General features: G+C 71.4%; 28 protein-coding genes and 1 pseudogene. 10 read left to right on the forward strand and 19 right to left on the reverse strand.

The window, feature by feature from the left end; translation table 11 throughout:
• Positions 1 to 206 precede the first annotated feature (206 nt).
• Positions 207 to 1,244, forward strand: a complete 1,038-nt coding sequence (locus OG223_RS12960; RefSeq protein WP_329246824.1) for a phosphatase PAP2 family protein — start codon at positions 207 to 209, stop codon at positions 1,242 to 1,244.
• 93 nt (positions 1,245 to 1,337) lie between these two features.
• On the opposite strand, the gene OG223_RS12965 is transcribed toward OG223_RS12960, so the two are convergent.
• The 4 genes and pseudogenes from OG223_RS12965 to OG223_RS12980 all read right to left on the reverse strand — a co-directional run bounded on the left by OG223_RS12965 (position 1,338) and on the right by OG223_RS12980 (position 4,660).
• Positions 1,338 to 1,553 (reverse strand): I78 family peptidase inhibitor, encoded by a 216-nt coding sequence (locus OG223_RS12965; protein ID WP_329246826.1) that lies wholly within the window; start codon positions 1,551 to 1,553, stop codon positions 1,338 to 1,340.
• A 305-nt stretch (positions 1,554 to 1,858) separates the two neighbouring features.
• Positions 1,859 to 2,818, reverse strand: a pseudogene (locus OG223_RS12970) (helix-turn-helix transcriptional regulator); the annotation flags it as partial.
• Between the two features lie 14 nt (positions 2,819 to 2,832).
• A complete protein-coding gene (locus OG223_RS12975) occupies positions 2,833 to 4,131 on the reverse strand; it encodes an ABC transporter substrate-binding protein (protein WP_329246829.1) in 1,299 nt (432 codons plus the stop codon).
• On the reverse strand, positions 4,100 to 4,660 hold the full coding sequence (locus OG223_RS12980) for a hypothetical protein (RefSeq protein ID WP_329265247.1): 561 nt from the start codon (positions 4,658 to 4,660) through the stop codon (positions 4,100 to 4,102). Before OG223_RS12980 ends, OG223_RS12975 begins: the two co-directional genes overlap by 32 nt.
• 122 nt (positions 4,661 to 4,782) lie before the next feature.
• On the opposite strand from OG223_RS12980, the gene OG223_RS12985 reads away from it, so the two are divergent.
• The 3 genes from OG223_RS12985 to OG223_RS12995 are packed head-to-tail and all read left to right on the forward strand — an operon-like array spanning position 4,783 to position 8,974.
• Positions 4,783 to 5,259 (forward strand): hypothetical protein, encoded by a 477-nt coding sequence (locus tag OG223_RS12985; protein WP_329246831.1) that lies wholly within the window; start codon positions 4,783 to 4,785, stop codon positions 5,257 to 5,259.
• Complete coding sequence (locus OG223_RS12990; protein ID WP_329246834.1) at positions 5,259 to 8,342, forward strand: ABC transporter permease subunit; 3,084 nt, start codon at positions 5,259 to 5,261, stop codon at positions 8,340 to 8,342. The genes OG223_RS12985 and OG223_RS12990 overlap by 1 nt, the downstream gene beginning before the upstream one ends.
• Entirely contained in the window at positions 8,339 to 8,974 is a 636-nt protein-coding gene (locus tag OG223_RS12995) for an ATP-binding cassette domain-containing protein (protein ID WP_329246837.1), read from the forward strand. Before OG223_RS12990 ends, OG223_RS12995 begins: the two co-directional genes overlap by 4 nt.
• 62 nt (positions 8,975 to 9,036) lie before the next feature.
• On the opposite strand, the gene OG223_RS13000 is transcribed toward OG223_RS12995, so the two are convergent.
• A complete protein-coding gene (locus OG223_RS13000) occupies positions 9,037 to 9,747 on the reverse strand; it encodes a transglycosylase family protein (protein ID WP_329246840.1) in 711 nt (236 codons plus the stop codon).
• 503 nt (positions 9,748 to 10,250) lie between these two features.
• On the opposite strand from OG223_RS13000, the gene OG223_RS13005 reads away from it, so the two are divergent.
• Positions 10,251 to 11,039: a hypothetical protein gene (locus tag OG223_RS13005; protein ID WP_329246843.1), complete on the forward strand. Its 789-nt coding sequence runs from the start codon at positions 10,251 to 10,253 to the stop codon at positions 11,037 to 11,039.
• A 37-nt stretch (positions 11,040 to 11,076) separates the two neighbouring features.
• Complete coding sequence (locus OG223_RS13010) at positions 11,077 to 11,490, forward strand: hypothetical protein (protein WP_329246846.1); 414 nt, start codon at positions 11,077 to 11,079, stop codon at positions 11,488 to 11,490.
• A gap of 96 nt (positions 11,491 to 11,586) precedes the next feature.
• On the opposite strand, the gene der is transcribed toward OG223_RS13010, so the two are convergent.
• The 6 genes from der to OG223_RS13040 form a co-directional block, all read right to left on the reverse strand.
• Complete coding sequence (gene der / locus OG223_RS13015; RefSeq protein ID WP_329246849.1) at positions 11,587 to 13,062, reverse strand: ribosome biogenesis GTPase Der; 1,476 nt, start codon at positions 13,060 to 13,062, stop codon at positions 11,587 to 11,589.
• A gap of 74 nt (positions 13,063 to 13,136) precedes the next feature.
• A complete protein-coding gene (locus OG223_RS13020; RefSeq protein WP_329265249.1) occupies positions 13,137 to 13,724 on the reverse strand; it encodes a lysophospholipid acyltransferase family protein in 588 nt (195 codons plus the stop codon).
• A 53-nt stretch (positions 13,725 to 13,777) separates the two neighbouring features.
• Positions 13,778 to 14,473, reverse strand: coding sequence for a (d)CMP kinase (cmk, locus tag OG223_RS13025; RefSeq protein ID WP_329246852.1), 696 nt, complete (start codon positions 14,471 to 14,473; stop codon positions 13,778 to 13,780).
• A gap of 237 nt (positions 14,474 to 14,710) precedes the next feature.
• The gene (locus OG223_RS13030; protein WP_329246855.1) at positions 14,711 to 15,796 is read right to left on the reverse strand and encodes a prephenate dehydrogenase; all 1,086 of its coding nucleotides are present in this window, start codon (positions 15,794 to 15,796) and stop codon (positions 14,711 to 14,713) included.
• Complete coding sequence (gene aroH / locus OG223_RS13035) at positions 15,793 to 16,161, reverse strand: chorismate mutase (RefSeq protein WP_329246857.1); 369 nt, start codon at positions 16,159 to 16,161, stop codon at positions 15,793 to 15,795. The genes OG223_RS13030 and aroH overlap by 4 nt, the downstream gene beginning before the upstream one ends.
• Before the next feature lie 91 nt (positions 16,162 to 16,252).
• Positions 16,253 to 16,672 carry a YidB family protein gene (locus OG223_RS13040; protein WP_329246861.1) on the reverse strand — a complete coding sequence of 140 codons (420 nt, stop codon included), beginning with the start codon at positions 16,670 to 16,672 and terminating at the stop codon, positions 16,253 to 16,255.
• 177 nt (positions 16,673 to 16,849) lie between these two features.
• Between OG223_RS13040 and OG223_RS13045 the strand changes: the two genes are divergently transcribed.
• The 4 genes from OG223_RS13045 to OG223_RS13060 are packed head-to-tail and all read left to right on the forward strand — an operon-like array spanning position 16,850 to position 19,369.
• A complete protein-coding gene (locus OG223_RS13045; protein WP_329246865.1) occupies positions 16,850 to 17,524 on the forward strand; it encodes a hypothetical protein in 675 nt (224 codons plus the stop codon).
• 27 nt (positions 17,525 to 17,551) lie between these two features.
• On the forward strand, positions 17,552 to 18,136 hold the full coding sequence (locus OG223_RS13050; RefSeq protein ID WP_329246868.1) for a DUF6529 family protein: 585 nt from the start codon (positions 17,552 to 17,554) through the stop codon (positions 18,134 to 18,136).
• 45 nt (positions 18,137 to 18,181) lie between these two features.
• Positions 18,182 to 18,604 (forward strand): Rieske (2Fe-2S) protein, encoded by a 423-nt coding sequence (locus tag OG223_RS13055; RefSeq protein ID WP_329246871.1) that lies wholly within the window; start codon positions 18,182 to 18,184, stop codon positions 18,602 to 18,604.
• Between the two features lie 21 nt (positions 18,605 to 18,625).
• On the forward strand, positions 18,626 to 19,369 hold the full coding sequence (locus tag OG223_RS13060; RefSeq protein WP_329246873.1) for a nucleotidyltransferase domain-containing protein: 744 nt from the start codon (positions 18,626 to 18,628) through the stop codon (positions 19,367 to 19,369).
• Here the strand turns inward: OG223_RS13060 and OG223_RS13065 are convergent.
• From OG223_RS13065 to OG223_RS13100, 8 genes are all read right to left on the reverse strand, one after another.
• Entirely contained in the window at positions 19,295 to 20,044 is a 750-nt protein-coding gene (locus tag OG223_RS13065; RefSeq protein WP_329246876.1) for a nucleotidyltransferase domain-containing protein, read from the reverse strand. The two genes, OG223_RS13060 and OG223_RS13065, sit on opposite strands and share 75 nt — an antisense overlap.
• 3 nt (positions 20,045 to 20,047) lie before the next feature.
• Positions 20,048 to 21,070: an ADP-ribosylglycohydrolase family protein gene (locus OG223_RS13070; protein WP_329246878.1), complete on the reverse strand. Its 1,023-nt coding sequence runs from the start codon at positions 21,068 to 21,070 to the stop codon at positions 20,048 to 20,050.
• Positions 21,067 to 21,801 (reverse strand): NUDIX hydrolase, encoded by a 735-nt coding sequence (locus tag OG223_RS13075; protein ID WP_329246881.1) that lies wholly within the window; start codon positions 21,799 to 21,801, stop codon positions 21,067 to 21,069. The genes OG223_RS13070 and OG223_RS13075 overlap by 4 nt, the downstream gene beginning before the upstream one ends.
• A 169-nt stretch (positions 21,802 to 21,970) precedes the next feature.
• Entirely contained in the window at positions 21,971 to 23,155 is a 1,185-nt protein-coding gene (locus tag OG223_RS13080; protein WP_329246883.1) for a pseudouridine synthase, read from the reverse strand.
• On the reverse strand, positions 23,155 to 23,811 hold the full coding sequence (gene scpB, locus OG223_RS13085; RefSeq protein ID WP_329246886.1) for an SMC-Scp complex subunit ScpB: 657 nt from the start codon (positions 23,809 to 23,811) through the stop codon (positions 23,155 to 23,157). The genes OG223_RS13080 and scpB overlap by 1 nt, the downstream gene beginning before the upstream one ends.
• Positions 23,808 to 24,803, reverse strand: a complete 996-nt coding sequence (locus OG223_RS13090) for a segregation and condensation protein A (RefSeq protein ID WP_329246888.1) — start codon at positions 24,801 to 24,803, stop codon at positions 23,808 to 23,810. The genes scpB and OG223_RS13090 overlap by 4 nt, the downstream gene beginning before the upstream one ends.
• 18 nt (positions 24,804 to 24,821) lie before the next feature.
• On the reverse strand, positions 24,822 to 25,373 hold the full coding sequence (locus OG223_RS13095) for a hypothetical protein (protein WP_329246891.1): 552 nt from the start codon (positions 25,371 to 25,373) through the stop codon (positions 24,822 to 24,824).
• Entirely contained in the window at positions 25,358 to 26,494 is a 1,137-nt protein-coding gene (locus tag OG223_RS13100; protein ID WP_078651701.1) for a ParA family protein, read from the reverse strand. Before OG223_RS13100 ends, OG223_RS13095 begins: the two co-directional genes overlap by 16 nt.
• Positions 26,495 to 26,629 lie beyond the last annotated feature (135 nt).

Consider the following 26,629-nt stretch of genomic DNA (forward strand, 5'->3'; position numbering starts at 1 on the left):
AATTCCACCCCAGCATTTGGTGAACTAATTCATAAGGGCCATAAAACTCGACCCGGCATGATCAAAGGAATTGAAGGACGGAGCCGTCCGGGATTGCGGAATCCTCGGAAATAAACCTGCTCCTGAGAGCTTTCCCACATCACATCGTCATCACAAAGCCGCTGTTTCGACGGGGATCCACACTCACTCGCTGTAACGTCGATTGAGTGCGTACCGAACGAAACCTCACCCGTCTGGACCGGGTGTTCGCGAGGCTGGACCGTGAACCTGAACGGCCGGCCAACATCGATGTGCCGAAGATGAGCCGGCACAGGGTCGTGCTGTTTGCCGCGACCCTGGCCTTCTATCTGGCGATCGTGTGGCTCGTCGTGACCACGTCCTGGCTGGTCCGGTTCGACTGGCAGGTCATGTTCTTCCGTCCGTACCAGCAATGGGCGGGCATCCACTGGTTCGTCGACTACTACGTGGTGCTGGGCCAGCGCGGCCCCACCGCGGTGATGGTCGCGGCCTGGCTGGGCTGGCGCTCGTGGCGGCAGCACACCCTGCGCCCGCTGCTGACCCTGGGCACCCTGCTGCTGTTGCTGAACATCACGGTCGGCGCCGCCAAGCTCGGCATGGGCCGCCTCGGCCCGCACTACGCCACCGTCATCGGCTCGAACGAGATGGGCCTGGGCGGCGATATATTTCCCAGCGGCCACACCGCGAACGCGGTCGTGACCTGGGGAATCCTGGCGTATCTGGCCTCCACGCCGGCCGCCCGCCGCTGGCTGTCCGCCGCGTCCGCGGTGACCTCGCTCGGCGTCGGTCTCGCCACGGTCTACCTCGGTACGCACTGGCTGAGCGACGTCCTGCTCGGCTGGGCCGCCGGTCTGCTGGTCCTGCTCGCCCTTCCGTGGTGCGAGCCGCTGATCGCTCTCGCCGAGACCCGGATCTTCGACTACCGCGACCGCTGGCGCGCCCGCCGCGGCCGTAGGGTGCCCGCCCCCGTGCCCGCGTCCCCGGTCACCGCGCCGGTGCTGCTCAAGCCGCGCGCCTCCTCGGGCGACGAGGTCCCGGCGGCCCGCGAGACGGTCACCACGAGCCGTTCGGCCCGGCCGCCCGTCCATCTCGCCCCGAGCCCGCACGCGACCCGCTCGGAGCGCACCCCGGTCACCCCGATCGGCAGCCGCCGCCCGCCACACCCGGACCGCGTCGCGCGCGGCACCGGCGCGCCGGCCGCCGCCCGCCCCGTAGCGGGCGGCTGATCCGGACCGCGGGGCCGGTACGCACAACCATCCCCGCGCATCAAGAAGGCCCCCGTTCCTCCAGCGGAACCGGGGCCTTCGTCGTGTCCGCGCTCAGCCCTTCCAGGCGCGCGCCACCGTGCCGTCCGCGACCTCGAAGTTGAGCCGTCCCACGCGGAACTCCATGGTGATGATCGCCCCCGGCGGCAGCGACCGCACGCTCGACCACCCGCGCTCCCGCGCGAGCCGCTCGGCCTCCGTCGCGTCGAGGCCCACATAGCTGTTCGGACTGTCCTGGGGCTCTGCCGGTGGAGTCGGAATGGATGCCATGCCCGCCACGCTAGCCCCTCTCCCGCTTCATCCGTCCCTCTCCGGTCACACTTCTGTCACAGGATCAGGACGTGTGTTTTGCACTGCCTCCCTCACACGTATGAGCGGTTCCGTACGCCTTCCGCAGGCATTCGAACGTAATTCCCGCATGTCGGTCCGGCCCACCGAATAGCCCAACGGAAAGTGTCGCGAGAACCGGTCCGGCGCCCCCTTTCCATTCCGATTCCATGCGCTGCGGCGGGAGCTGACGCCGCATAAGAGTTTCACCGTTCCGGCACAGAATCGCCGTGGTCCGCCCGGCCGTGCCGGTCCAGCACCCGGGACAGCCGGTCCCTCGCCGTCCTGATCCTCTCGGCCAGCCCGACGGGCTCCAGGACCTCGAACTCGAAGCCCGTCATCATCACGTGGATCACCATCACGTCGAGGTTCGGGGCCCCGGTCCGCAGCAGGCAGGCGGCCGGCCCGTCCGCCTCCAGCGTCCCGGCGGACGGTGAGATCCGCTCGGCGGCCTCCTGGAGGGGCACGAGCAGCCGTACGACGGCGTGCGTGGCGTACGCGCGCGTGGAGACCCCTTTCGAGACGTACGCGGCGAGGTCCTCGGCCGGTGGCGGGCGCGGGGTGAAGCGCGGCCCGTGCGGCGGCCGGGGCGTGATGCGGTCGACGCGGAAGGTGCGCCAGTCCTCGCGGTCCAGGTCCCAGGCGACCAGATACCAGCGCCGCTCGGTGCACACCAGGCGGTGCGGTTCGACGCTGCGGCGGGTGGCGGCGCCTTCGTGGCTCTCGTACGCGAAGCGCAGCCGCTCGGCGTCCCGGCACAGGGCGGCCAGTTCGGTCAGCACGGCCGGGTCGACGGCGGACGGCAGCGTGTTGTGCAGCATCGGCACGGTGAACGCGTTGAGGGCGCCCACCCGGCGGCGCAGCCGGCTGGGCAGGACCTGTTCCAGCTTGGTGAGGGCGCGTACGGAGGTCTCGCCGATGCCCTCGATGCCCTGCCCGGCGGCGGTGCGCAGACCGACCGCCACGGCGACCGCCTCGTCGTCGTCCAGCAGCAGCGGCGGCAGCTCGGCGCCCGCGCCGAGCTGGTATCCGCCGCCCGTACCGGGGCTGGCGTTGACGGGGTAGCCCAGCTCGCGCAGCCGGTCCACATCCCGGCGCACGGTGCGCGGGGTGACCCCGAGCCGGTCGGCCAGGTCGGCGCCGGACCACTCGCGGTGGGCCTGGAGCAGCGAGAGCAGCCGCAGGAGTCGTGCCGAGGTCTCCAACATGGTCGAAGTCTGTATCAAGGGCGGTACGGCAGTTGGGGCACTTCGAAACAGGTGCTGTTCATGTCCCCCTGCGGGACCCAGCCCCTGCCGTCCTGCCACCGGGCGACCGACAGACAGGTCCGGCGCGTCGTCGGCGGTTCGGCGAGCCGCTCGAAGGAGACGGGAACCAGGAGGCCGTCGGCGGTGTAGTCCTCGCTCCGGTTCATGAAGCCGTCCACGCACGCGCGCGTGACGCCCGTTTTCACGCAGGCCTTCGCCGCGTCCGTGAACCACATGGCCGCCGCCCACCCCTCCAACTGCCACTGGGAATGCGTCTTCAGCCCCTTCGTCGCGTCCCGGAACTCCCGTACGGCGGGCTGCGCCACGTCGTCGAAGTCGCGGCTGGATCCGGTCGCCCACAGGGCGTTGCGGCAGCGCGGGGAGTCCTTGTAGTCCTCGGGGACGGTCGACGTCCAGTTCTGCACGTTCGTCACCTTGGCGACGACCTTCGCGCCGACCTGGTCCATCGCCGCGCACAACTGGGCGTTCCCGTGCGTGTCGAGGGCGTCGAAGACCAGGTCGGCGCCCTGCTGCTTCAGGTCCGCCGCCGCGGCACGGAAGTTGGGCAGCGCGAAGTCGACCTGCTCGGTGACGACCTTGTAGCCCTCGGCCTTCAGCCCCTGCTCGACGAGCCGGGCGTAGGCGGCGGACGCGGCCTGGTTGTACGACACGACGGCGGCGGTACGGGCACCCTGCTCGCGCTTGAAGTACCGGTACACCTCTGTGCCGCCATACAGCTTCCCGCCCCAGCCCGGAGTGCCGGCGCGGGGCGCGAGGCTGCCGTAGACGCCGTACAGGTGCGGCCAGGTGTCGTAGGCGGCGCCGACGGGCTGGCCGCCGATGTCGGGCACGCGCGCGTGGGAGACGCGGGAGGCGCCCGCGTAGTCGAGGGCGGTGGTGGCGACCAGGGCGACCACCTTGTCCTCGTCGATGAGTTGGTGCACGCACGCGTTGTTGCCGACACCGCTGCCGCCGTCGTCGCACAGGCGCACCTCGACCGGGCGCCCGGCGATGCCCCCGCGTGCGTCGAGGCGGTCGAAGTACGCCTTCGCGCCGTCGCGGGGGCCGGTGAAGGTGTCGCCGCCGACCGGGCTGGTCGCGCTGGTGATGATGCCGACCCGGATCGGCGTTCCGCCATCGGGCGCGGGCGTACGGGTGTCGCCGTGCTCGAAGTCGCTCTCCGGGAGGCGGCTGCCGCAGGCCGTGCCCCCGAGGAGGAGCAGCAGCACCGCGACAGCGGCCTCAGCAGCCCGCCCCGGGCGACTGCGAGGCATCGCCGCTCAACGCCACCAGCGCGCACAGGGTGTTGACGGACACCTTCCAGGTGCCGGCCTGCTCGACGGCCGTCCCGGAGGCCTTCGGCAGGGCGGTGGCGCCGTTCAGGGTCAGGCTGTACGTCACGGTCGCCTTGTCCGGTGCGGTGAACTCGACCGTCTGGACGTCCGCCTGGACCTGCCCGCCGCGTTTGTCCCCGCTGAAAGCCTTGAGGACCGGGCCCATCTTGTCGCCGTTCTCCAGGACGGCCTGTTTGTCCGTGGTGGACGTGGCCGGGTCGAAGAACTTCTTCCAGTTGGCCTTGACCTGTGTCGTGGCGGCGGCCGGGTCGGCAGGCGCGGTCGCCGGTGCGCTCGTCGTCCGCTCGACGGACGGGGAGGGCAGCGGCTCGCTGCCGCTCCCGCCCCCGCTGTCGTCGCTGCAGGCCGCCAGGGCCGGCCCGAGCACGAGGACCAGGGCGGCGGCCGTAACTACCGTGCCCCGCCCGCGCCTTGTGTTCCTTCGCCTGAGGTCGCTCCCGAGAACCATCTGGCTCACCGCCGGGTGTCGTTCCGGGCCGTGCTCGCCCGGTGTTTTCAGGTCAGGTGTCAGAAGGCATAGTGCAAGCCATTGGCCGGCATGGACAGACACCCGACGTGTGGGAGCCGTAAATGCGGACAGCCCGACTGCGGACCGTGCACCCCGCCCTGTGGGCAGGCTGGGCCGCGCTCGCCGCCGGCGCGGTCCTGTGCGTGATCGGCTGGTACGGCGTCTCCGGCGAGCGTTACGCGGAGCGCCAACTCCCCTACCTGGCCTCCTGCACGATCCCCGGCGCCGCGCTGATCGTCGCCGGCGCGGTCCTGCTCGCCCACGGCCGCAGCGCCCTCGCCGCAGCGCGCGTGGAGGAGCTGTACGGCCTTCTCGTGGCCGCCGGCGCCGACGACGCCGAGGAGTCGGCAGAGGCCGCCGCCACGCCCGTGGCGGTCAGCGGGGACCTGCTGATGGTGCCCGGCGGCACGCTGTGGCACCGCGCGGACTGCCCGTTGGTCGCCGGGAAGGCCGAAGCGGTGCCGGTGGACTCGAAGTTGGTGGCGAGCGGCGAGCTGGGCCCCTGCCCGATCTGCGAGCCCGCCGAAGCCGACGACTGATGTCCTCCCTGAGCTACGACCTCACCCTCGCCGGTCTCTCCGTCGGCAGCGCCGCCGCGCTCACCGGGATCGGCCTGATCGTGACGTACCGCGCGACCGGCGTCCTCAACTTCGCGCACGGCGCGATCGCGATGGTGTGCGCGTACGTGCTGCGGCAGTGCGTGGTCGGGTGGGGCTGGCCGCTGTGGCTCGGCGCGGCGGTGACGCTGCTGTTCGTCGCGCCCGGCATCGGGGTGGCGCTGGAGCGGTTCGCCTTCCGCCCGCTGTCGGTCCTGGGCGGCGATCCGGCGCGGCCCCTGGTGGCGTCCATCGGGGTGTTCGTGCTGCTGGTCGGCGGGGCGGCGCTGGTGTGGGGTCAGGGGGCACGGGACGACGCGCCGGAGCTCGTATCGGCCGATCCCTGGGGGCAGTTGGCGGTGGTTCTGGTCCTCGCGACGGGCGTCGGGGCGGTCATCCGCTGGACGCGGTTCGGACGCGAACTGCGGGCGGTGGTGGACGACCGGCAACTCGCTCTGCTGGGCGGGGTGGACGCGGACCGGGTGGCAGCGGCCGGCTGGGCGTTCGGGTCGTTCACGGCGGGCCTGACGGGCGTACTGCTCGCCCCGTATGTGCGCCTGGACCCGTACGGCCTGCCGCTGCTCGTCATGGAGGTGGTGGCGGTCGCGGTGGCCGCGCGGATGCGGAGTCTGCCGGTCGCGGTGGTGGTGGCGCTGGGCATCGGGGTCGGGCAGAGCCAGTTGACGCGGTTTCATCTGCCGGGCTGGGGTGGGCAGTTGACGCAGGCGGTGGGCGCCAACCTGTTCGTGGTCGCCCTGTTGATCGCGGCGCTGGTGCTGCCCGGACTCGGCTCCCGTGACGCCCTCCCCCGTACGGCGACGGCCCGCGTCCCGACACCTCCCGGCGCCTGGATCGTGGCCGCGGTGCTGTTCCTGCTTCCCCTCGGCTTCGCGGGTTCGGACCTGCACACCTCGGTCCAAGTACCGGCGCTGGGCGTGGTGTTGCTGTCCCTGGTGGTGGTCACCGGGCGCGGCGGGCAGCTCTCGCTGGGGCAGGCGGCCTACGCGGGCCTGGGCGCGCTGTTCACGGCGCTGCTGGCGGCGGGCCGCTTCCCGGGACTGCCCCGCCTCCCGGAACTGGCCGCGCTCGCGACGGCGGTCCTCCTGGTCGCTCCCCTGGGCCTGCTGACGGGGTGGCCGGCGATCGGCCGCCACGGCCTGTCCCTGGCCCTCGCGACCTTCGCGGTCGGCGTCGGCGTCAGCCGCTTCGTCTTCGCCCAGCCGTACGCCACGTCGGGCCTCTCCCTGGACCGCCCGTCCGGCTTCGAGGGGGACCGCGCCTACTACGTCCTCGAACTCGCCCTCCTGACATGCGCGTTGCTGACCACCCACACCCTGCGCCGGGGCCGCACGGGCCGCGCCCTCGCGGCGATGCGGGACCACGAGGCGGGCGCGTCGGCGGCGGGCGTCCAGGTCCCGTCCCTGAAACTCCTGGCCTTCGTCACGGGCGCCGCCCTGGCCGCCCTCGGCGGCGGCATGCTCGGCATGGGCCTGCGCGCCTTCGACCCCTCGGCCTACGACCCCGTCCGCGGCCTCCTCTGGTTCGCCGCGGTGATCGTCCTGGGCGCCGACAGCCCCCTGGGCGCCCTGACGGCCGCGGCCCTGCTGGTCGGGCTGGACGCGGGGGCGCGCGGCGGGGTGGCGGCGGCACTGATCGGCGTGCTGGCGGTCTGCGTGGGCCGGTTCCCCGGAGGACCGTACGAGGCGCTGCGCGGAGCGGCGGAACGACGGAGGGCGCGGCTCACGCCGTTGGGGGCGGGGGTGCGGCGGAGGTTGCGGATGGCGGGCGTGCGGACTGCCTCAACGGCGTCCGCGCACACGGATGTTGCACACCGGGCACGGCTCGGCACGGGGCGGGAATCCGGCGCGCGAGACCGGCGAGGGCTCACCGCCGGGCCCGGGCAACGGGGCGATACGGGCACAACAGCGGCCACCCGCACAGGCGTTGCACACCCAGCCAATCCTGACTCCAGCCCGAAGCACACCGCCGGGTCCAGGCAGCGAGGCGAGGCTGACACAACCGCAGCCGGCCGCACAGGCGTTGCGCATCCAGCGAGGCCCGGCATCGGCGGCCGAGAGCGCACCCCCGCCCCTGGGCAGCCGGGCAAGCCGGAGCCAACGGAGGCTACCCACGAGGGCGTTGCACGTCCGACCGCGCCCGGCGTCGGGCGGCAGGGCGGCGCGGTGGAGACTTCACGCGCGGGCGCCGCGCCCACCCCGCCGGCCACACCCGAGCCCACGCGCCCGCCCAAGGAGACGGCTCTTCCCGAGCCCGCGTCACAGACCACAGCCCGTCTCCGCGCAGCCCCGGCACCGAGACCGCCCGTCCCACCCGTCCTCACCGCCCATGCCCTGTACGCCGGTTACGGCGGCTTCGCCGTGCTCGACGGGGTCGATCTCGTCGTGCGGGGCGGGCAGGTCGCCGCTGTCGTCGGGCCCAACGGGGCCGGGAAAAGTACCCTGTTCCACTGTCTGGCCGGGACCGTGCGTCCCGCGCGAGGGCGGGTCCGGCTGGACGGGCGGGACATCACCCGGCTGCCCGCGCATGCGCGTACCCGGCTCGGGGTCGCCCGGACCTTTCAACAGCTCGCCGTCTTCCCCTCGTTGACCGTCGCCGAGAACGTGCGGGTGGGGGCCGAGCAAGGGCGCCTCGCCGAACCCGCGGCCGTGGAGCGGGCGTTGCGGTTGTTCGGGCTCGACGGGGACGTACGGTCGCTGCCCGCCGCCGGGCTGCCCACGGGAACACTGCGCCGGGTCGAGCTGGCGCGGGCGTTCGCCGGAAGTCCGCGTGTGCTGCTGCTCGACGAGCCCGCCGCCGGCCTCGACACCGCCGAAGTGGCCGCGCTGACCCTGGTGTTGAGGGCGCTCGCCGCCGAGGGCACCGCCCTGCTCGTCGTGGAGCACGACCTCGATCTGGTCGCCGGCCTCGCCGACGTGGTCCATGTGATGGCGGCGGGCCGCGTCGTCGCCGCCGGACCGCCGGACCGCGTCCTCGACGCGCCCGGCACCTGGGAGACCCGCGTATGACCATCGCCCTGCGCCACGCACGCGTGCGCTACGGCCCCCTCGAAGCCCTGCACGGCGTCACCCTCGCCGCCCCCGCCCACGGCCTCACCGTCCTGCTGGGCCGCAACGGCTCCGGCCGTACGACCGTGCTGCGTGCCCTCGCCGGTACGGTCGCGCTGTCGGGCGGCGCGGTGGTGTGGGACGGCGCCGACGTGACCCGTGTGCCCGCGTACGAACGAGCGCGCCGGGGACTGTGCCTGGTGCCGGACCGGCAGGCCGTGTTCGGGTCCCTCACCGTGCGCGAGAACCTCGAACTGGCCGCACGGGACTGCTCCGTGGCCCTCGACGCGTACCCACGGCTGGCCCCCCTGCTCCCCCGCCGGGCCGGCACCCTGTCCGGCGGTGAGCAACGCATGCTGGCACTCTCCCGCGCCCTGCTGGCACGCGCGCGCGTGGTGCTCGTCGACGAACCGGCGCAGGGCATGTCGCCCGCGGTCGCGGCGCACACGTACGAACTGCTGGGCGGGCTGGACGCGTGCGTGGTCGTGGCCGAGCAGCGGTTGCCGCCCGTGCTGCGCGGGCGGACGGCTCTCGTGTACGAACTGCGGCGCGGGACCGTCGTGTTCGGCGGCGAGGCGGCCGAACTGGAGTGACGGGCGGGCCCCCGCCCGGTCGGAGGACCGGGCGGGGGCCGAAGGAAGCGGTTCGGTTCGGCTCAGAGGTCGAGCTGCTGCCCGGGGACGATCAGATCGGGGTCGGTGCCGATGACGGACCTGTTGGCGGCGTAGATCTTCCGCCAGGTGGTCCCGTGCTCGGCCGCGATGCCGCTGAGGGTGTCGCCCTCGCGGACGGTGTAGTCGCCGCGGGACGTGCCGCGTGAGGCGTTGTTCGTCCCGCGGGCCGGCGTCTCCGCGGGCTGCGACGGGGTCGCCTTCCTGGTCGACTTCTTGGTGGTCGACCCGGATGTCGACTTGGTCGACTTCTTCGTCGTCGACTTCTCGGTCACCGTGCCCGAAGAGGCCGCGGGCGCGCTGCCGTTGGCTCCGGCCTTGACCGAGCAGACCGGCCAGGCACCCCATCCCTGGGCGTGCTGGACCTTGGTGGCGACGGCGATCTGCGCGGACCTGGAGGCCTGGTCCGCGGTGGCCGCGTAGGCCGAGCCGCCGTAGGCGCGCCAGGTGCCGGCGGAGAACTGGAGTCCTCCGTAGTAGCCGTTGCCGGTGTTGATGTGCCAGTTGCCGCCGCTCTCGCACTGGGCGATGCGGTCCCACACTCCGCTGTCGGCCGCCGCGGCGTTGCCGCTTGCGGCCAGCAGTCCGAGGGGGGCGAGCAGGGCCACCCCGGCGAGGACCGCCGTCGTACGCACTTGACCCTTGCGGTGGGTCTCAGGAGCGTTCTCGCGAGTGGTATCGGCACATTCGGACATGTAGTTCCCTCTCCAACAACACGGGGTCCCCCAAGGCGGTGCGCGGCTCCCACGTATCGACGTGGTCCTCGCGCTCCTCCCCGTCCGCCGGAAGTGGTGCTGCTTGCTGGCTTGTTCGGCCGGCGGACGTTCCCGAGCGGTGCTCGTTGCACACGGCGGAGGAATGTACGGAGGTCGGCGAGCCGGTGTCGACCAACTGCCCGTCTCCGCAGGCCAGTTCATGGTTACCGCGGGTATCGGCACTTTTCGGCCACCCACTACATTCGCTGATTTCACGATTTTTCGACCAACTGCCGACAAACGCTGTGACTCGGTTCACGCGGCCAACTCCCTTGACCTTTCAAAGAGTTGACGGGGAGTGTCCGATTCCGTACCAGCCGTGACCGTCCGCTTCGGTTGGTTCGATTCGGTTCGCCCTGGAGCGTGACTCCCGCCACAGATCCTCCGTTGTCTTCTTCATGAGCCCGGGACCCACCGGGCACCGCATTCCGAGGGAGCCACCCGTGCCGCGCATGCTCGACGTCAGCGACGACGTACGCGCCGAGATCGGCGACGAAGAAGCCGACCGGCTGCTCGCCGGAGACAACGCCCCGGGCAGTTACGACTGCACGTCGTGCCGCACCCAGGGCGACTCCGATCAGGAGCGCACCAGCACCGTCCTGTTCATCGGCGACGAGACCGCCGTCCTCGCGTTCGCCCACGCCACCTGCCTGCCCTCCCAGATCGTCCAGGTCACCGAGGAGCAACTGCAGGGCGCCGTCCGCTCCATCAGCGGCAACACGCACGCCCCGGCCGGCGCACCGGAGAAGGCCGTACCCGAGCAGGCCGTGCTCGGGGTGACCAGCGGACTCGTCCTGATCTCGGGGGAACTGCACCCCGCCCTGGTGGTCGAGCCGACCGCGCCCATCGTGCGGCCCGGCTCGACCGACGTCGGGGACGACTTCCTGCCGCTGCTGATCGAGCAGGGCTTCATGCCGCTCAGCGAGATCACCACCGTGCCGCCCGTGCTGCACGGCTGGTCGGTGCTGCTCGCCGCCGGCCAACTGCACGCGGTGCTCCAGCCGAGCAGCACCGGCGGTTCCCCGGTGGCCTGGTGGCAGGCGCACCAGCCGCTCCAGGTCACCGACAGTTGGCGGGCCGCCGCAAACAAGCACCAGCAGGTGCTGATGTTCGCGGCCCCGGTCGGCTCCATCGGCCGCCAGCCCCGCGAGGACCTGCTGCGCGGCGCGCTGGACAAGGCCGCAGCGAACGGCCAGTTGGTCGGCTCCGCGCTGCCGCTCGCGGGCACCTGAGCCGCATCCCTTCAGGTGACCCGTCGTTTGGACATACGTGCACGCATACGACGTTCCCCGCAGCCGGCCGTACCAGTCGATCCCGTCCTCGCGATCGGACCGGGACAGCTCCGGCGGTCCATCGGCCACGCCGATCTACGACCGGCTCTACTCGGAGTGGGTCAAGACCTTCCGCTCGCTGCCGGGTGACCGCAGCGGCGAGGAGGAGCTGGGCTTCACCGCCTTCGGGCACAGCCCGCACAGCACGGGCTCGTTCAGCGGCGGTTCGTTCGGCGGGGGTTCACTCGGCGGGGGTTCGTACAGCGCGTACAGCGCGGGGGCCTACAGCGCCCGGCAGCAGTCGCAGTGGCAGCGCGTCGGGCAGCTCGGCCACATCGGGCAGCAGCAGCAAGGTCACACCGGGACGCACCACATCCCGGCCCTGCCGCCCGGCCCACGCCGAGGGATCTGACACGGCACGCACACGAGGAGGGCGGCCCCTGTTGCAACAGGGGCCGCCCTCCTCGTCGTAGAACAGCCGTGTCGTGGAACCGCCTCGCGGCGACGGCTACTTCTTCTTGCCGCGCTTCTCGCGGACCCGGACCGAGATGTGGATCGGGGTGCCCTCGAAGCTGAACTCCTCGCGCAGGCGGCGCTCGATGAAGCGGCGGTAGCCCGCCTCGATGAACCCGGAGGCGAAGAGCACGAAGCGCGGGGGCTTGGTGCCGGCCTGGGTGCCGAAGAGGATGCGGGGCTGCTTGCCGCCGCGGATCGGGTGCGGGTGGGCGGCGACCAGCTCGCCGAGGAAGGCGTTCAGGCGGCCCGTCGGGACGCGGGTCTCCCAGCCGGCCAGCGCGGTCTCGATGCCCGGGACCAGCTTCTCCATGTGGCGGCCGGTGCGCGCCGAGACGTTCACCCGGGGCGCCCACGCGACCTGGGCGAGCTCGGTCTCGATCTCGCGCTCCAGGTAGTAGCGGCGCTCCTCGTCGAGGGTGTCCCACTTGTTGAAGGCCAGCACGATCGCGCGGCCCGCCTCGACGGCCATGGTGACGATGCGCTGGTCCTGCACCGAGATGGACTCGGAGGCGTCGATCAGGATGACCGCGACCTCCGCCTTCTCGACGGCGGCGGCGGTGCGCAGCGAGGCGTAGTAGTCGGCGCCCTGCTGGAGGTGGACGCGCTTGCGGATGCCCGCCGTGTCGACGAACTTCCAGGTGATGCCGCCCAGTTCGATCAGCTCGTCGACCGGGTCGCGGGTGGTGCCCGCGATCTCGTTGACGACGACGCGCTCCTCGCCCGCCACCCGGTTCAGCAGCGAGGACTTGCCGACGTTCGGCCGGCCGATGAGGGCGATCCGGCGCGGGCCGCCGACGGCGGTGCCGAAGAGCTGCTCGGGCGCCTCCGGCAGCGCCTCCAGGACGGCGTCCAGCATGTCGCCGGTACCGCGCCCGTGCAGCGCGGAGACCGGGTGCGGCTCGCCGAGGCCCAGCGACCACAGGTAGGCCGCGTCGGACTCGCCGCTGAGGCCGTCGACCTTGTTGGCGGCCAGCACGACGGGCTTGCCGGCCTTGCGCAGCAGCCGTACGACCGCTTCGTCGGTGTCGGTGGCGCCGACCTTGGCGTCGACGACGAAGACGACCGCGTCGGCGGCCTCGATCGCGTACTCGGCCTGCGCGGCCACGGAGGCGTCGATGCCGAGGACGTCCTGCTCCCAGCCGCCGGTGTCGACGACCTTGAAGCGCCGCCCGGCCCACTCGGCCTCGTAGGTCACACGGTCGCGGGTGACACCGGGCTTGTCCTCTACGACGGCCTCGCGGCGCCCGATGATGCGGTTGACGAGAGTCGACTTGCCGACGTTCGGCCGGCCGACGACGGCGAGGACGGGCAGCGGTCCGTGACCGGCTTCGCCGATGGCCCCCTCGACGTCCTCGATGTCGAAGCCCTCTACGGCGGCGAGCTCCATGAACTCCGCGTACTCGGCGTCGCCGAGCGCCCCGTGCTCGTGCTCCTCGCCGGAGCCGTCGGGCTGGATCTGGTCGTTCATGAAGTCGGTACCTCGTTCATCGTGGTGATCGGTGGAACCCCCGGATTTCGGGTGATCCACTACTCAAGTGTCTCTTAGCGCCCGGTAAGGCGCCTGGCGCTGTCCAGGTGGGCGGCCAGTTGCTTCTGGATCCGCTCGGTCGCCTCGTCCAGTGCCTTGCGCGTACGGCGGCCGGAGCCGTCGCCCGCTTCGAACGGGTCGCCGAAGACGACGTCGACGCGGGAGCGCAGCGGGGGCAGCGCCTTTATCAGTCGGCCGCGCTTCTCCGAGCTGCCCAGCACGGCCACCGGCACGATCGGGGCGCCGCTGCGGACCGCGAAGTAGGCGAGCCCGGCGCGCAGCGCGGCGAAGTCGCCCTCGCCCCGGCTGCCCTCGGGGAAGATCCCGAGGACCCCGCCGTCCCGCAACACCGCGAGCGCACGGGTGACGGCCGTACGGTCGGCGGTCGAGCGGTCCACTTCCAACTGTCCCACGGCGCGCATGAAGGGCCCGAGCGGGCCGACGAACGCTTCCTTCTTGACCAGGAAGTGCGACGCGCGGGGCGCCACGCCGATGACCATCGGGCCGTCGATGTTGTGCGAGTGGTTGACGGCGAGGATCACCGGGCCGGTCGCGGGCACCTTCCAGGAACCCAGCACACGCGGCCTCCACAGCCCGTACATCAGGCCGACGCCGATGCGCCGCCCGACCTCGGCGCCGCGCTCCGTAGGTGCGGTCACTTCGCTGCCCGCTTCTCCCCGACGAGGGTGACGACGCACTCGATGACCTGCTGGAGCGTGAGGTCGGAGGTGTCCACCTCGACCGCGTCGTCCGCCTTGGCGAGCGGCGAGGTCTTGCGGGAGGAGTCGGCCGCGTCCCGCTTCAGCAGCGCCTCGCGGGTGGCCTTGACGTCGGCGCCCTTCAGCTCTCCGCTGCGGCGGGCGGCCCGCGCCTCCGGGGACGCGGTGAGGAAGATCTTCAGGTCGGCGTCGGGCAGCACGGTCGTACCGATGTCCCGCCCCTCGACCACGATCCCCCGCTCCGCGCCGGCGGCCAGCGAACGCTGCAGCTCGGTGATCTTCGCCCGCACCTCGGGCACCGCGCTGACCGCGCTGACCTTGGAGGTGACCTCCTGCGTACGGATCGGGCCGGCCACATCCACGCCGTCGACGCTGATCGTCGGGTTCGCCGGGTCCGTGCCGGAGACGATCTCCGCCTTGTCCGCCACGGCGGCGATCGCGGTGGGGTCGGTGATGTCGATCCCGTTGCTCACCATCCACCAGGTGATCGCCCGGTACTGGGCCCCGGTGTCCAGGTAGCTCAGCCCGAGCTGCGCGGCCACGGCCTTCGACGTGCTCGACTTGCCCGTGCCGGAGGGGCCGTCGATGGCGACAATCACTGCCGGGGCGGTCCGGGCGGCGCCGTTTTCCACGGGAGGACACCTTCCTGGTGCGGGTGGTGAGCGGGGTGGGGGTGCGAGTGCGCCCCGGACAAGGTTACTGGGTGCGGGTCACTCGTCCGGCCGCCCCTTGTCGACACCGGTGCGCACCTTTTCAGCGCGGGCCGGCAATATCAGCCCGTCCGGCGTTTGAGGACGAGGCCCCTTCAGGGCCGAAGCGGGGGTCTGGGGGCGCAGCCCCCAGAGGACGCCCGCCCCCACTCCCCGCGACTACTGCCGGATCGCCCAGCCCCGCTCCCGCAACGCCGCCGTCAACACCGGCACAGACTTCGGCTCCACCATCAACTGCACATGCCCCGCCTGCTGCCCCGTAGCGTGCTCGATCCGCACATCCTCGATATTGACCCCCGCCATCCCCGCATCGGCGAAGATCCGGGCCAACTGCCCGGGCTGGTCGTCGATCAGCACGGCGACGACCTCATAGACCCGCGGAGCAGACCCGTGCTTGCCGGGAACACGGACCTGCCCCGCGTTCCCCCGGCGCAGCACGTCCTCGATACCGGCGGCACCCTCACCCCGCTTGACGTCGTCGGACGACTGCAGCGCCCGCAACGCCCGCACCGTCTCCTCCAGATCCCCGGCGACATCGGTGAGCAGATCGGCGACCGGCCCGGGGTTCGCGGACAGGATGTCGATCCACATCCGGGGATCGGACGCGGCGATCCGGGTCACGTCCCGAACCCCCTGCCCACACAGCCGTACGGCGGCCTCCTCGGCGTTCTCCAGCCGCGCGGCGACCATGCTGGACACCAGATGGGGCATGTGGGAGACCAGCGCTACGGCCCGGTCGTGGGCATCCGCGTCCATGACGACCGGCACGGCACGGCAGTGCGAGACCAGCTCCAGCGCGAGGTTCAGCACCTCGGTGTCCGTGTCACGGGTGGGCGTCAGCACCCAGGGCCGGCCCTCGAAGAGGTCGCCGGTCGCGGCCAGCGGCCCCGACTTCTCGCGCCCGGACATGGGGTGCGAGCCGATGTACGAGGAGAGGTCGAGGCCGAGCGCCTCCAGCTCCCGGCGTGGACCGCCCTTCACGCTGGCCACGTCGAGGTAGCCGCGGGCCACCCCCCGCCGCATCGCGTCGGCGAGCACCCCGGCCACCAGCGCGGGCGGAGCAGCGACGATCGCGAGGTCGACGGGGGCGTCCGGCGCCTCGTCGGTGCCGGCGCCCAGCGCGGCTGCCGTACGGGCCTGCTCGGGGTCGTGGTCGGCGAGGTGGACGACGACACCGCGCGAGACGAGGGCGAGCGCGGCGGACGTACCGATGAGGCCGGTGCCGATGACGAGCGCGGTCCTCACTGGGCGATGTCCTTGCGCAGGGCCGCCGCGGCACCGAGGTACACGTGCGTGATGTCGGCGCGGGGCTTGTCGGACTCGATGTGCGCGAGTATGCGGACCACGCGGGGCATGGCGCCCTCGATGTCGAGTTCCTGCGCGCAGATCAGCGGCACGTCCGCGAAGGCGCTGCCGAGCTTGCGGGCGGCGGCGGCCGGGAAGTCGCTGTGCAGATCGGGCGTGGCCGTGAACCAGACGCTGATCAGGTCGTCGGCGGTGAGGCCGTTCCGCTCCAGGACGGCGGTGAGCAGCGCCCCGACCTGCTGGTCCATGTGGCCGGCCTCGTCCCTGTCCAGTTGGACGGCGCCCCGGACCGCTCGTACCGCCACGGCTCTGCTCCTCGCTGATGTACGGCTCTTGGTACATCCAGCGTAGTCAGCCCGCCCGGTACCGGTGCGCGGCGCCCGCCCACCGAGACGGTCACAGGGACTGCTGCCGGACCAGTTCCTCCAGCGAGGCGGCCTGGGGCACGTGCCCTTCCGGGGTGAGCTTGTCGACGGCCCGGGGCAGCGTCCGCGCGAGGTCGCTCGCGGCCTGCTCCGGGGTGACGCCGGCCTGCTCGGCGACCTTCTGCAGGGTCCCGTCGGGCAGCGCCTGCTGGATCTGGGCGCCGGTGACGGACTTGTTCTCGCCGGTGCCGACCCAGGAGTCCTTCTGCTCGGCCAGCCCGGACTTGGTGAGCATCTCCAGGAGCCCGCCCAGCGGATTGCCTCCGTTGGTGCCGCCCGAGCCGCCGCCGAGGGCCCCGAGCAACGCGCCCAGGATGTTGCCACTGGAACCGCCCTGGCCCCCTCCGCCCAGAAGACCGCCGAGCAGACTGCCGAGATCGTTGCCCGCCATGGGTCGCACCTTTCGAGAGCGGCCGGCCGTTGGTCGGGGCCCGGCCTCGAACCCTGCCAATGTCACCTGAATCATCCCGTCCTGCTACTTGGGGTGAGATCATCCCGGTATGCCTCTTTACCCGCGGCCCCGAGTCCGCTCTCATGGGCTGGAAGCTCGCCTCGGGGGAGGACAGTCATGAAGCGTCCGGGACCATTGCTCACTCTGCTGGCGGGCCTGGTGTTGGGCCTGTTCATGCTGACGCTCAACGTGACGTCGGGGACGAAGACGGCGTCGTCCTCGTCCAGCGTGGCGGCACCGTCGGCGTCACCGAAGAAATCGGCGAACCCGTCACCGACCCGGAAACCGACGGTGACCCCGAGCCCGACCCCGTCGAAGTCGCCCGTCCCGAACGCCAGTTACGCGGGCCGCACCGACGACGACACCGCCTCGGTCGCCGTGTCGATCCGGGACGGCAAGGCGGTCGCCTACTTCTGCGACGGCCGCTACAAGGAGGCCTGGCTCAGGGGCCCGGTCAAGGACGACGGCACCATGAAGCTCACCGCCCCGAACGGCGCCGTGCTCGACGGCAGGCTCCAGCAGGGCAAGAAGATCCTCGGCACCGTCAAGGACGAGGGCCGGAACTACGCGTTCACCGCCGACAAGGCCGTCAAGCCGTCCGGCCTGTGGCGCGCCACGGCCAAGGTGCGCGGCGCCAAGATCGAGGGCGGCTGGATCGTGCTGCCGAACGGCCGCCAGACCGGCATCGTCACCCGCGACGGCGAGGCCGCCTCGGCACCCCGGATCGACCCGGAGACCGGCGCGGTCACGGTCGACGGCCAGCAGCTCACGGCACAACCCGTCACCCCCTGACCCACCGTCCGCCTCAGGGAGCCGATCATGACCGTCGACCCGAACGCCGCCACCCAGGCCTACCCCCCGCCCCCGCCCGCACGCCACCGCGACAGCCCCGCCCGCTACCTGATCCCGGCCCTGGTGGCCGGCGCGGTGGCCGTCGGACTCGGCGTGTACGGCAAGGTCCACGACCCGGCCGGCACGGCCTTCAACCTGGCCGGCTTCAGCAGCACGGGCGCGGTGAAGTCCTGGCTCGCGACGGCCGCGTTCTTCTTCGCCCTCGTCCAGGTCGTCTCGGCCTTCATGGTCTACGGCAAACTGCCCGGCCCGAACTGGTCGGCGACGCTGCACCGCTGGTCGGGGCGGATCGCGTTCCTGCTGGCGGTGCCGGTCGCCGTGCACTGCCTCTACGCGTTCGGCTATCAGACGTACTCGACACGCGTGATGTGGCACTCCCTCCTGGGGTGCGCGTTCTTCGGCGCGTTCAGTGCCAAGATGCTGCTGCTCCGCTCGGAGCGCCTGCCCAACTGGCTGCTGCCGGTCGTCGGCGGACTGGTCTTCACCGCCCTCACGCTGCTCTGGCTGACATCCGCTCTCTGGTTCTTCCGCACCGTCGGAGTGACGACCTGACCACCGTCGCAGTGACCACATGACGACCACCCTCGGAGTGACTACATGACCGACAGCTCGACGCGCCGCACGGTCCTCGCCACGGGTGCGGCCACCGCTGCCGCCGCGCTCGCCGCGGGATGCAGCAAGTACGGCGACAGCAACAACTCCTCGGGCTCGTCGTCCGTGAAAGCCTCCGGCGGCCAGGAGTTGGCGAAGACCTCCGACATTCCCGTCGGCGGCGGCAAGATCCTCAAGGACCAGAAGATCGTGGTGACCCAGCCGAAGAAGGGCGAGTACAAGGCCTTCTCGGCGGTCTGCACCCACCAGGGCTGCACGGTGGGCACCGTCGCGAACGGCACCATCGACTGCCCGTGCCACGGCAGCAAGTTCAACATCGCGGACGGTTCGGTCGCGGGCGGCCCGGCGCCGAAGCCGCTGCCCGCGGAGCAGATCACGGTGGAGGGAAATTCGATCCGCCTGGCCTGAACCGCCGCGTAGGCTCCCGGAATGCGCCCCGAGTCCCTGGTCCGCGACCACACGATCTACGCCTGCGTGATGGGTTCACGCGCCTTCGGCCTGGCGACGGACACGAGCGACACGGACCGCAGGGGCGTGTTCGTGGCCCCCACCCCCGCGTTCTGGCGCATCGAGAAGCCGCCTACGCATGTGGAGGGCCCGGCGGAGGAGCAGTTCAGTTGGGAGCTGGAGCGCTTCTGCGAACTGGCCCTGCGCGCGAACCCCAACATCCTGGAGTGCCTCCACTCCCCCCTCGTCGAGCACGTCGACGACACCGGCCGCGAACTCCTCGCCCTGCGCGGCGCGTTCCTCTCCCGCCAGGTCCACGAGACCTTCACGCGCTACGCGTTGGGCCAGCGCAAGAAGCTGGAGGCCGACCTCCGCACGCACGGCGCCCCGCGCTGGAAACACGCGATGCACCTGCTCCGCCTGCTCACCAGCGCCCGCGACCTGCTCCGCACGGGCACCCTGACGATCGACGTCGGCGACCAGCGCGCGCCTCTGCTGTCCGTCAAACGCGGCGAGGTCCCGTGGCCGGAGGTCGAGTTGTGGATGACCCGCCTGGCGACGGAGACGGACGAGGCGGCGGCCGGCAGCCCGCTTCCGCCCGAACCGGACCGGGCTCGCGTGGAGGACTTCCTGATCCGGGTACGGCGCGCCTCAGCCCTCCAGACGGACCCGTACGACGAACTCGTGCAGGGCGTCGTAGGCACTCGGGTCGTCCGGGAGAACTGACGCCCCCTGCGCCGCGTCCAGTTCGCCGTGCAGGCGGTCGACGTCGGCCCGCACACGCTCGTGGTCGACGTCGGCGTCCCCGTGCTCACGCTCGGCCTTCGTCGCGATCAGCTCCGTGAGGTAAGGCGGGGCCTCGACCTCCCCCACGAGCGTGGGCAGATGGGCCTGCACCTCGCCGCTGCGCATGAGATGGATGCCCGTGAGCAGCACACGGAACGTGTAGAGCAGCGGCTTGAGTTCGCCGGTCTTCTCGAACAGCCGCCACTGGGTCGTGGCGAACCCCCGGTAGTGGTGGGCGTGATGGCTGGTGAGAACACCCGGCGCGAGAGCGGCCAACTCCCGGTGGGCGTCGGTGGTGTGCACCAGGAGCGGGGACAGCAATTGCTCCAGCACGTAGCCGTTGCGCCGCAGCATCAGCCGTACGAACTTGCGCAGGTCGTGGGTGACGAGGTCCATCTCGACGCCGTCCCGCAGCCACATCTTCGACCGTGTCTCGTCGGGCTCGCGCAGGCCGACGAGTTCGGCGGTCGACAGCAGGTGCACGCCCCTGAGGTCCACGTCCGAGTCGCGGGACGGGAAGCCGTAGAGATGCGCGCCGGAGACCGTAGCGAAGAGCAGGGGGTCGGGCTGCTCCGCCACCACGGGCTTGAGGTCGATGTCCAGAACGTCGATCATCGGTCAAGCGTCCCGGAGGGCCCCGAGGGCCAGCAGCTCGCCCCGGTACTCGATCCGCCCCGCCCACTCCTCCGGCCAGGCCTCCTCCCCCAGATGCGCCCCCGCGAACGCCCCCGCAAGACAGGCGATCGAGTCCGAGTCGCCGGACGTGCAGGCCGCCCGGCGCAGCGCGGTCACCGGTTCCTCCACGAACAGCAGGAAGCACAACAGGCCGGTCGCCAGGGCCTCTTCGGCGATCCAGCCCGCGCCGGTGGCCAGGCACGGGTCGGTCTCCGGGGAGACGGTCCGCACCGCGTGCTCAAGCCGGCCGAGTATCTCCAGGCACTCGTCCCAGCCCCGCGCGATGAAGTGCTCGGGCGTGGGGTCCTGGCTCCGGGTCCACAGGTCGCCGAGCCAGCGGTGGTGGTAGCGGGTGCGGTTCTCGACGGCGTACGACCGCAGCAGCCCGACCAGCCCGGTCGGCTCGGCGCCCTGCGCGAGCAGCCGTACGGCGTGCGCGGTGAGGTCGGACGCGGCGAGGGCGGTCGGGTGGCCGTGGGTCAGCGCGGACTGCAACTGGGCTGCCCCGGACCGCTGTTCGTCGTTCAGACCGGGGACGAGCCCGACCGGCGCGACCCGCATGTTGGCCCCGCAGCCCTTCGAGTGGATCTGACTGGCGTCCTGCCACACCCGCCCCTCGCTCTTCAGCAGGTTGCAGGCGACGAGGCAAGTCCGGCCTGGGGCACGGTTGTTGTCCGGCGACTGGTACCAGTCCACGAACTCCTCGCGCACCGGCCGTTCCATGCGCTTGGGCCCAAGCAGCCCCCGTTCCATGGCAGTTCGCAGCCCCCGCCCCAACGCCAGTGTCATCTGCGTGTCGTCGGTGACGATCGCGGGCTTCGGCAACTCCATCTCCCGCCAAGGACCGCACTTGGCAAGGATGTCGGGCACGGCGTTGAACTCGGTCGGGAAACCGAGCGCGTCCCCGAGGGCGAGCCCCACCAGGGCTCCCGTGGCGGCACGCTTGCGGACACCGTTCGTGGTCATGCGGGGCTCCCTTCCGAGTCCGAGGCCGGCCGGAGCAGCGGCGGGTACAGGGCGACGGCCGCGCCCGCGCGGTACAGCGCGGCCGGCTTGCCGCGACCGCCGGTCAACTTGGCACCGCCCGGCACCGGTTCGACGAAACCCGGCGTCGCGAGCACCTTGCGGCGGAAGTTGGGTCGGTCCAACTCGGCGCCCCACACGGTCTCGTAGACCTGTTGCAGCTCCCCGAGCGTGAACTCGGGCGGACAGAAGGCGGTGGCGAGGGAGCTGTACTCCAGCTTGGCGCCCACCCGTTCGCGCGCGTCGGCCAGAATCCGGTCGTGGTCGAAGGCGAGCGGCCCGAGCCCGTCGTACGGCAGCCAGCGGGCCTGCGCCGCGTCGCTGCCCGCACGCGGCTCGGGCGGGTCGGGCAGCAGTGCGGCGAAGGCGACGGTGACGACCCGCATACGGGGGTCGCGGTCGGGCTCGCTGTAGGTACGCAGTTGCTCCAGGTGCAGCCCGGAGACGTCCGACAGGCCGGTCTCCTCGGCGAGTTCACGCCGGGCGGCCGCCTCCGCGGACTCCTCGGGCGCGACGAAGCCACCGGGCAGCGCCCAGTGTCCGGCGTACGGCTCCTGTCCGCGCTCGACGAGCAGCACGTGCAGGGCGCCCGCGCGGATCGTGAGCACGGCGAGGTCGGCGGTGACGGCGAAAGGTTCGAAGGCGTACTTGTCGTAGGCCGGTGTTGCGGTCATGGCGATCCACCCCGTTAATAGTCAGTTCGACCATAAAGAGTGACCGCGACCCCGCGCAACCCCCCGCACCCAACGAAAACGAGTCGCCGAAAACGAGACGTCGAAAACGAAGCGGCCGGCCCCGGAGACTCCGGAACCGGCCACGCACGCGTGCGACCAACTGAACGGTCTACAGATCGACTTCCTGCATCAGCATGCCGACCTCGGTGTTCGACAGCCGCCGCAGCCAGCCCGACTTCTGGTCGCCCAGGGTGATCGGACCGAACGACACCCGCACCAGCTTGTCGACCGGGAACCCGGCCTCCGCGAGCATGCGCCGCACGATGTGCTTGCGGCCCTCGTGGAGGGTCACCTCGACCAGGTAGTTCTTGCCGGTCTGCTCGACGACCCGGAAGTGGTCCGCACGCGCGTACCCGTCCTCCAGTTGGATGCCGTCCTTGAGCTGCTTGCCCAGATCGCGCGGGATCGGGCCCACGATGTGCGCGAGGTAGGTCTTCTTCACGCCGTACTTGGGGTGGGTCAGCCGGTGCGCCAGCTCGCCGTGGTTGGTGAGCAGGATCACACCTTCGGTCTCGGTGTCGAGCCGCCCGACGTGGAAAAGACGCGTCTCCCGGTTGGTGACGTAGTCGCCGAGGCACTGCCGGCCCTCGGGGTCCTCCATCGTGGCGACGACACCGGCGGGCTTGTTCAGCGAGAAGAACTGGTACGACTGCGTCGCCACCGTCAGCCCGTCGACCTTGATCTCGTCGTGCTCGGGGTCGACGCGCAGCCCCTGCTCGACCACGATCTCGCCGTTGACCTCGACCCGGGACTGCTCGATCAGCTCCTCGCAGGAGCGCCGGGAGCCGTAGCCCGCGCGTGCGAGGACCTTCTGCAGCCGCTCGCCCCCCTGCTCGGCGCCCGGGAAGGTCTTGGGCGGCTTGATGTCCTTCTTGCCCGCGTACCGCTCCCGGTTGCGCTCCTCGGCCCGCGCGTCGTACTCACGCGAGGTCGCCGGCGCCCAGCGCCCGCGTCCGGTGCTCTGGCCCTGCTTGGGACCGCCCTTGGCACCACCGCGCGCGGCGGCACCCCGCCCTGACTTGGGGCCTTCGTGGGATCCCGTGGGACCTACGTCGTAGCGCCGCTCCTCGGGACGCGGCTTTCCGGCGCGCTTCGGCTTGTCGTCGCGCCCTCCCGCGCCCCTCGGCTGGGAGCCGCCCCCGCCGGCACCCCGGGAGTTGCCCGCGCCGGAACCACGGCCGCCGCCGCCACCGCCGGAACCCCGGGGATTGCCGCCCCCGCCGGTCCCGCGGGGGTTGCCGCGCCCGCCGCTCCTACCGCCGCCACCACTGCTGCCACTGCCACTGCTTCGCATCAAAGTTCCGTCGTCGTCGTTTCGTCTGCATCTGCATCCGGTGCATCCGGATCGAACGACGGGACCCCTTCCAGCGTCTCCGCCTCGATCGCCTCAGCCTCAGGGAGGAAGGGCGCGAGCTCCGGGAGCTCGTCCAGGCCACGCAGGCCCATCCGCTCCAGAAAGTAGTTCGTCGTCACGTACAGGATCGCACCTGTTTCGGGTTCCGTGCCCGCCTCCTCGACGAGACCCCGCTGCAGAAGGGTGCGCATCACACCGTCGCAGTTGACTCCGCGGACCATCGAGACCCTGCTGCGGCTGACCGGCTGGCGGTACGCGACGACCGCCAGGGTCTCCAGCGCCGCCTGGGTGAGCCGGGCCTGCTGACCGTCCAGGACGAAGCCCTCGACGGCCGGCGCGAACTCCGGACGTGAGTAGAAACGCCAGCCCCCGGCGATCAGCCGCAGCTCGAAACCGCGCCCCTGGACGGTGTACTCGTCGGCCAGCTCGCGCAACGCGTCCGAGATCCGCCGTTTGGGCCGCTGGAGTATTTTCGCGAGGTGCTCCACGGTCGCGGGCTCGTCCACGACCATGAGGACGGCCTCCAGGGCGGGCTTGAGGTCGAGATCCGCGACGGCGGACGGGCTCGCCGGTACGCCCGTGTTCTCCTCGCTCACGCCGACTCCTCCTTGGTCTCCTTGGGCGGCTCGGGCGGCCGGTCGAACTCGTCCGTCACCACCGGCTCGCCCTCCCCCTCCCCACCGGTCCAGCGCACGATCAGATCCCCGAGCGCGGTCTCCTGGTCCAGCGCGACGGCTTTCTCCCGGTACAGCTCCAGCAGGGCCAGGAACCTCGCCACGACGGTCAGGGTGTCGTCGACGTCCTCGACCAGCGTGCGGAAGCTGGCCTCGCCGAGCTCCCGCAGCCGCGCCACCACGATCCCGGCCTGCTCCTGCACGCTCACCAGCGGCGCGTGGATGTGATCGACGTACACCTGCGGCCTGGGCCTGGGCTGCATCGCCTTCACGGCGAGCCTGGCGAAGCCCTCGGGGCCGATCCGGATGACGACCTCGGGCAGCAGCTCGGCGTGGTGCGGTTCGAGTCCGACGGTCCGGGGGTAGCGCCGGGCCTCCTCGTCGAGGCGCCGGTTGAAGATGTCGGCGATCTGCTTGTACGCCCGGTACTGCAACAGGCGCGCGAACAGCAGGTCCCGGGCCTCCAGCAGCGCCAGATCGGCCTCGTCCTCGACCTCCGCGGAGGGCAGCAGCCGGGCCGCCTTCAGATCCAGCAGGGTCGCCGCGACGACGAGGAACTCGGTCGTCTGGTCCAGGTCCCAGTCGGGCCCCATCGCCCTGATGTGCGACATGAACTCATCGGTGACCTTGGACAGCGCCACCTCGGTGACATCGAGCTTGTGCTTCGAGATCAACTGGAGGAGAAGATCGAAAGGCCCCTCGAAGTTGGCGAGCCGCACCTTGAAGACACCGTCATCGGGTTCTTCGGCCGAGGCTTCCTCGACAGGCGCCTCAGGCTCTTCTACGACGGCCTCGGGCTCCGGCGCTGCCACGACGACCTCGGGCTCGGCCTCAGGAGCCGTACCGGGCCCCTTGCCCAGCGCACGCCGACGTCCGGCAGGTGTGCCGGCGGCGGGAGCGTCGTTCGAGGTCATGGCCCCCGCAGGCTACCGCTACCGCCCGCGAAGCCGGCGGACGAGAATGCTCGCGTCCCCGCGGGACTCCAGATCGGCCAGGACGACGGCGACCGCCTCGCGCACGATCCGTCCGCGGTCGACCGCGAGGCCGTGCTCGCCCCGGAGCATCAGGCGCGCGTGCTCCAGGTCGATCAGTTCCTCGGCGGACACGTACACGGTGATCTTCTCGTCGTGCCGCTCGCGCCCGGTGGGCCGGCGCTGGGCCTGCGCCCCCTGGCGCTGCTTTCGAGGCTGGGCAGAACCTTCCTGCACCCCCTGACGTCGCCCGGAGCCGTCCGCGGACCGGCTGCGGGACTCGCCGCCGTCCGAGTCCGCCGCGACATGCTCGGCACCCGCTCCGTCACCGCCCTGGGCGGGTACGGACTGTGGGGCGTCCTCCCCGGCGGCGGCGCCGTCGCTCTCCCCCGCCGGAGCCGGCACCCGGGCCTCGCCGTTGGCCCGGCTCCTGGGGGTGGACGACTGAAGCGCCATCCCCCCTGTCGTACGGAACAGTTCGTCGGCCCCCGGCAGACTCACTCGGCGTGACACCGGGCGAGCACCTCCCTGGCGAGCTGGCGATAGGCGGCGGCACCGACGGAGTTGGACGCGTACGTGGTGATCGGCTCACCGGCGACCGTGGTCTCCGGGAAGCGCACCGTGCGCCCGATGACCGTGTGGTAGACGTGATCGTCGAACGCCTCGACCACGCGCGCGAGCACCTCACGGCTGTGCACGGTGCGGGAGTCGTACATCGTGGCGAGGATGCCGTCGAGCTCCAACTCCGGGTTGAGCCGCTCCTGGACCTTCTCGATGGTCTCCGTCAGCAGCGCGACTCCGCGCAGCGCGAAGAACTCGCACTCCAGCGGCACGATCACCTTGTGAGCCGCCGTCAGGGCGTTCACGGTGAGCAGGCCGAGGGAGGGCTGACAGTCGATCACGATGTAGTCGTAGTCGGCCATCAGCGGCTTCAACGCCCGCTGCAGGGTGGACTCGCGCGCGACCTCGCTCACCAACTGCACTTCGGCGGCCGACAAGTCGATGTTGCTGGGCAGCAAGTCCATGTTCGGGACTGCGGTCTTGAGGAGCACCTCGTCGGCCGACATGCCCCGCTCCATGAGCAGGTTGTAGACGGTGAGGTCCAACTCCATGGGATTGACGCCGAGTCCGACCGACAGCGCGCCCTGCGGGTCGAAGTCGACGAGCAGTACACGCCGGCCGTACTCCGCGAGCGCGGCACCCAGGTTGATGGTCGACGTGGTCTTGCCGACGCCGCCCTTCTGGTTGCACATCGCGACGATCGTCGCGGGGCCGTGACTGGTCAGCGGGCCCGGGATCGGGAAGTACGGGAGCGGGCGTCCGGTCGGGCCCACGCGCTCACGGCGCTGGCGGGCCGCGTCGGGCGCGAGTGTGGCCGCGTACTCGGGATCGGGCTCGTACTCGGCGTCGGGGTCGTAGAAGTGCCCGTCGGGCAGTTCGTCGTAGTCGGCGAAATGGTTGTGGGGCGCACCCCTTCCGTCGCCGGCCATGGCGTTCACGTGATGGCCATCCATGCTCTGGTGTGCTGGCTGAGTCACCCCTGGCTTCTGGTGACCCTGGTGGGCTGCGAAGGTTCGCACCGCAACGGAGCCGACAGCCTCGAACCCCGCGGGCTCCTGGCCCCTTGCAGGCATTCCTGGTTGACCACCCCCGGGAGAAAATGTCGACTCATTCACAAGTCGTCTTACCTCCTTGGTGACCAGGGAACTTCTCGATAGGTCAGCGTGGCACCATGCCGACGGATGGCGACTCTATGGCGTGTCGGGTGT

Origin of the sequence: Streptomyces sp. NBC_01478 (genome assembly GCF_036227225.1) — a bacterium.
Taxonomy (GTDB): Bacteria; Actinomycetota; Actinomycetes; order Streptomycetales; family Streptomycetaceae; genus Streptomyces.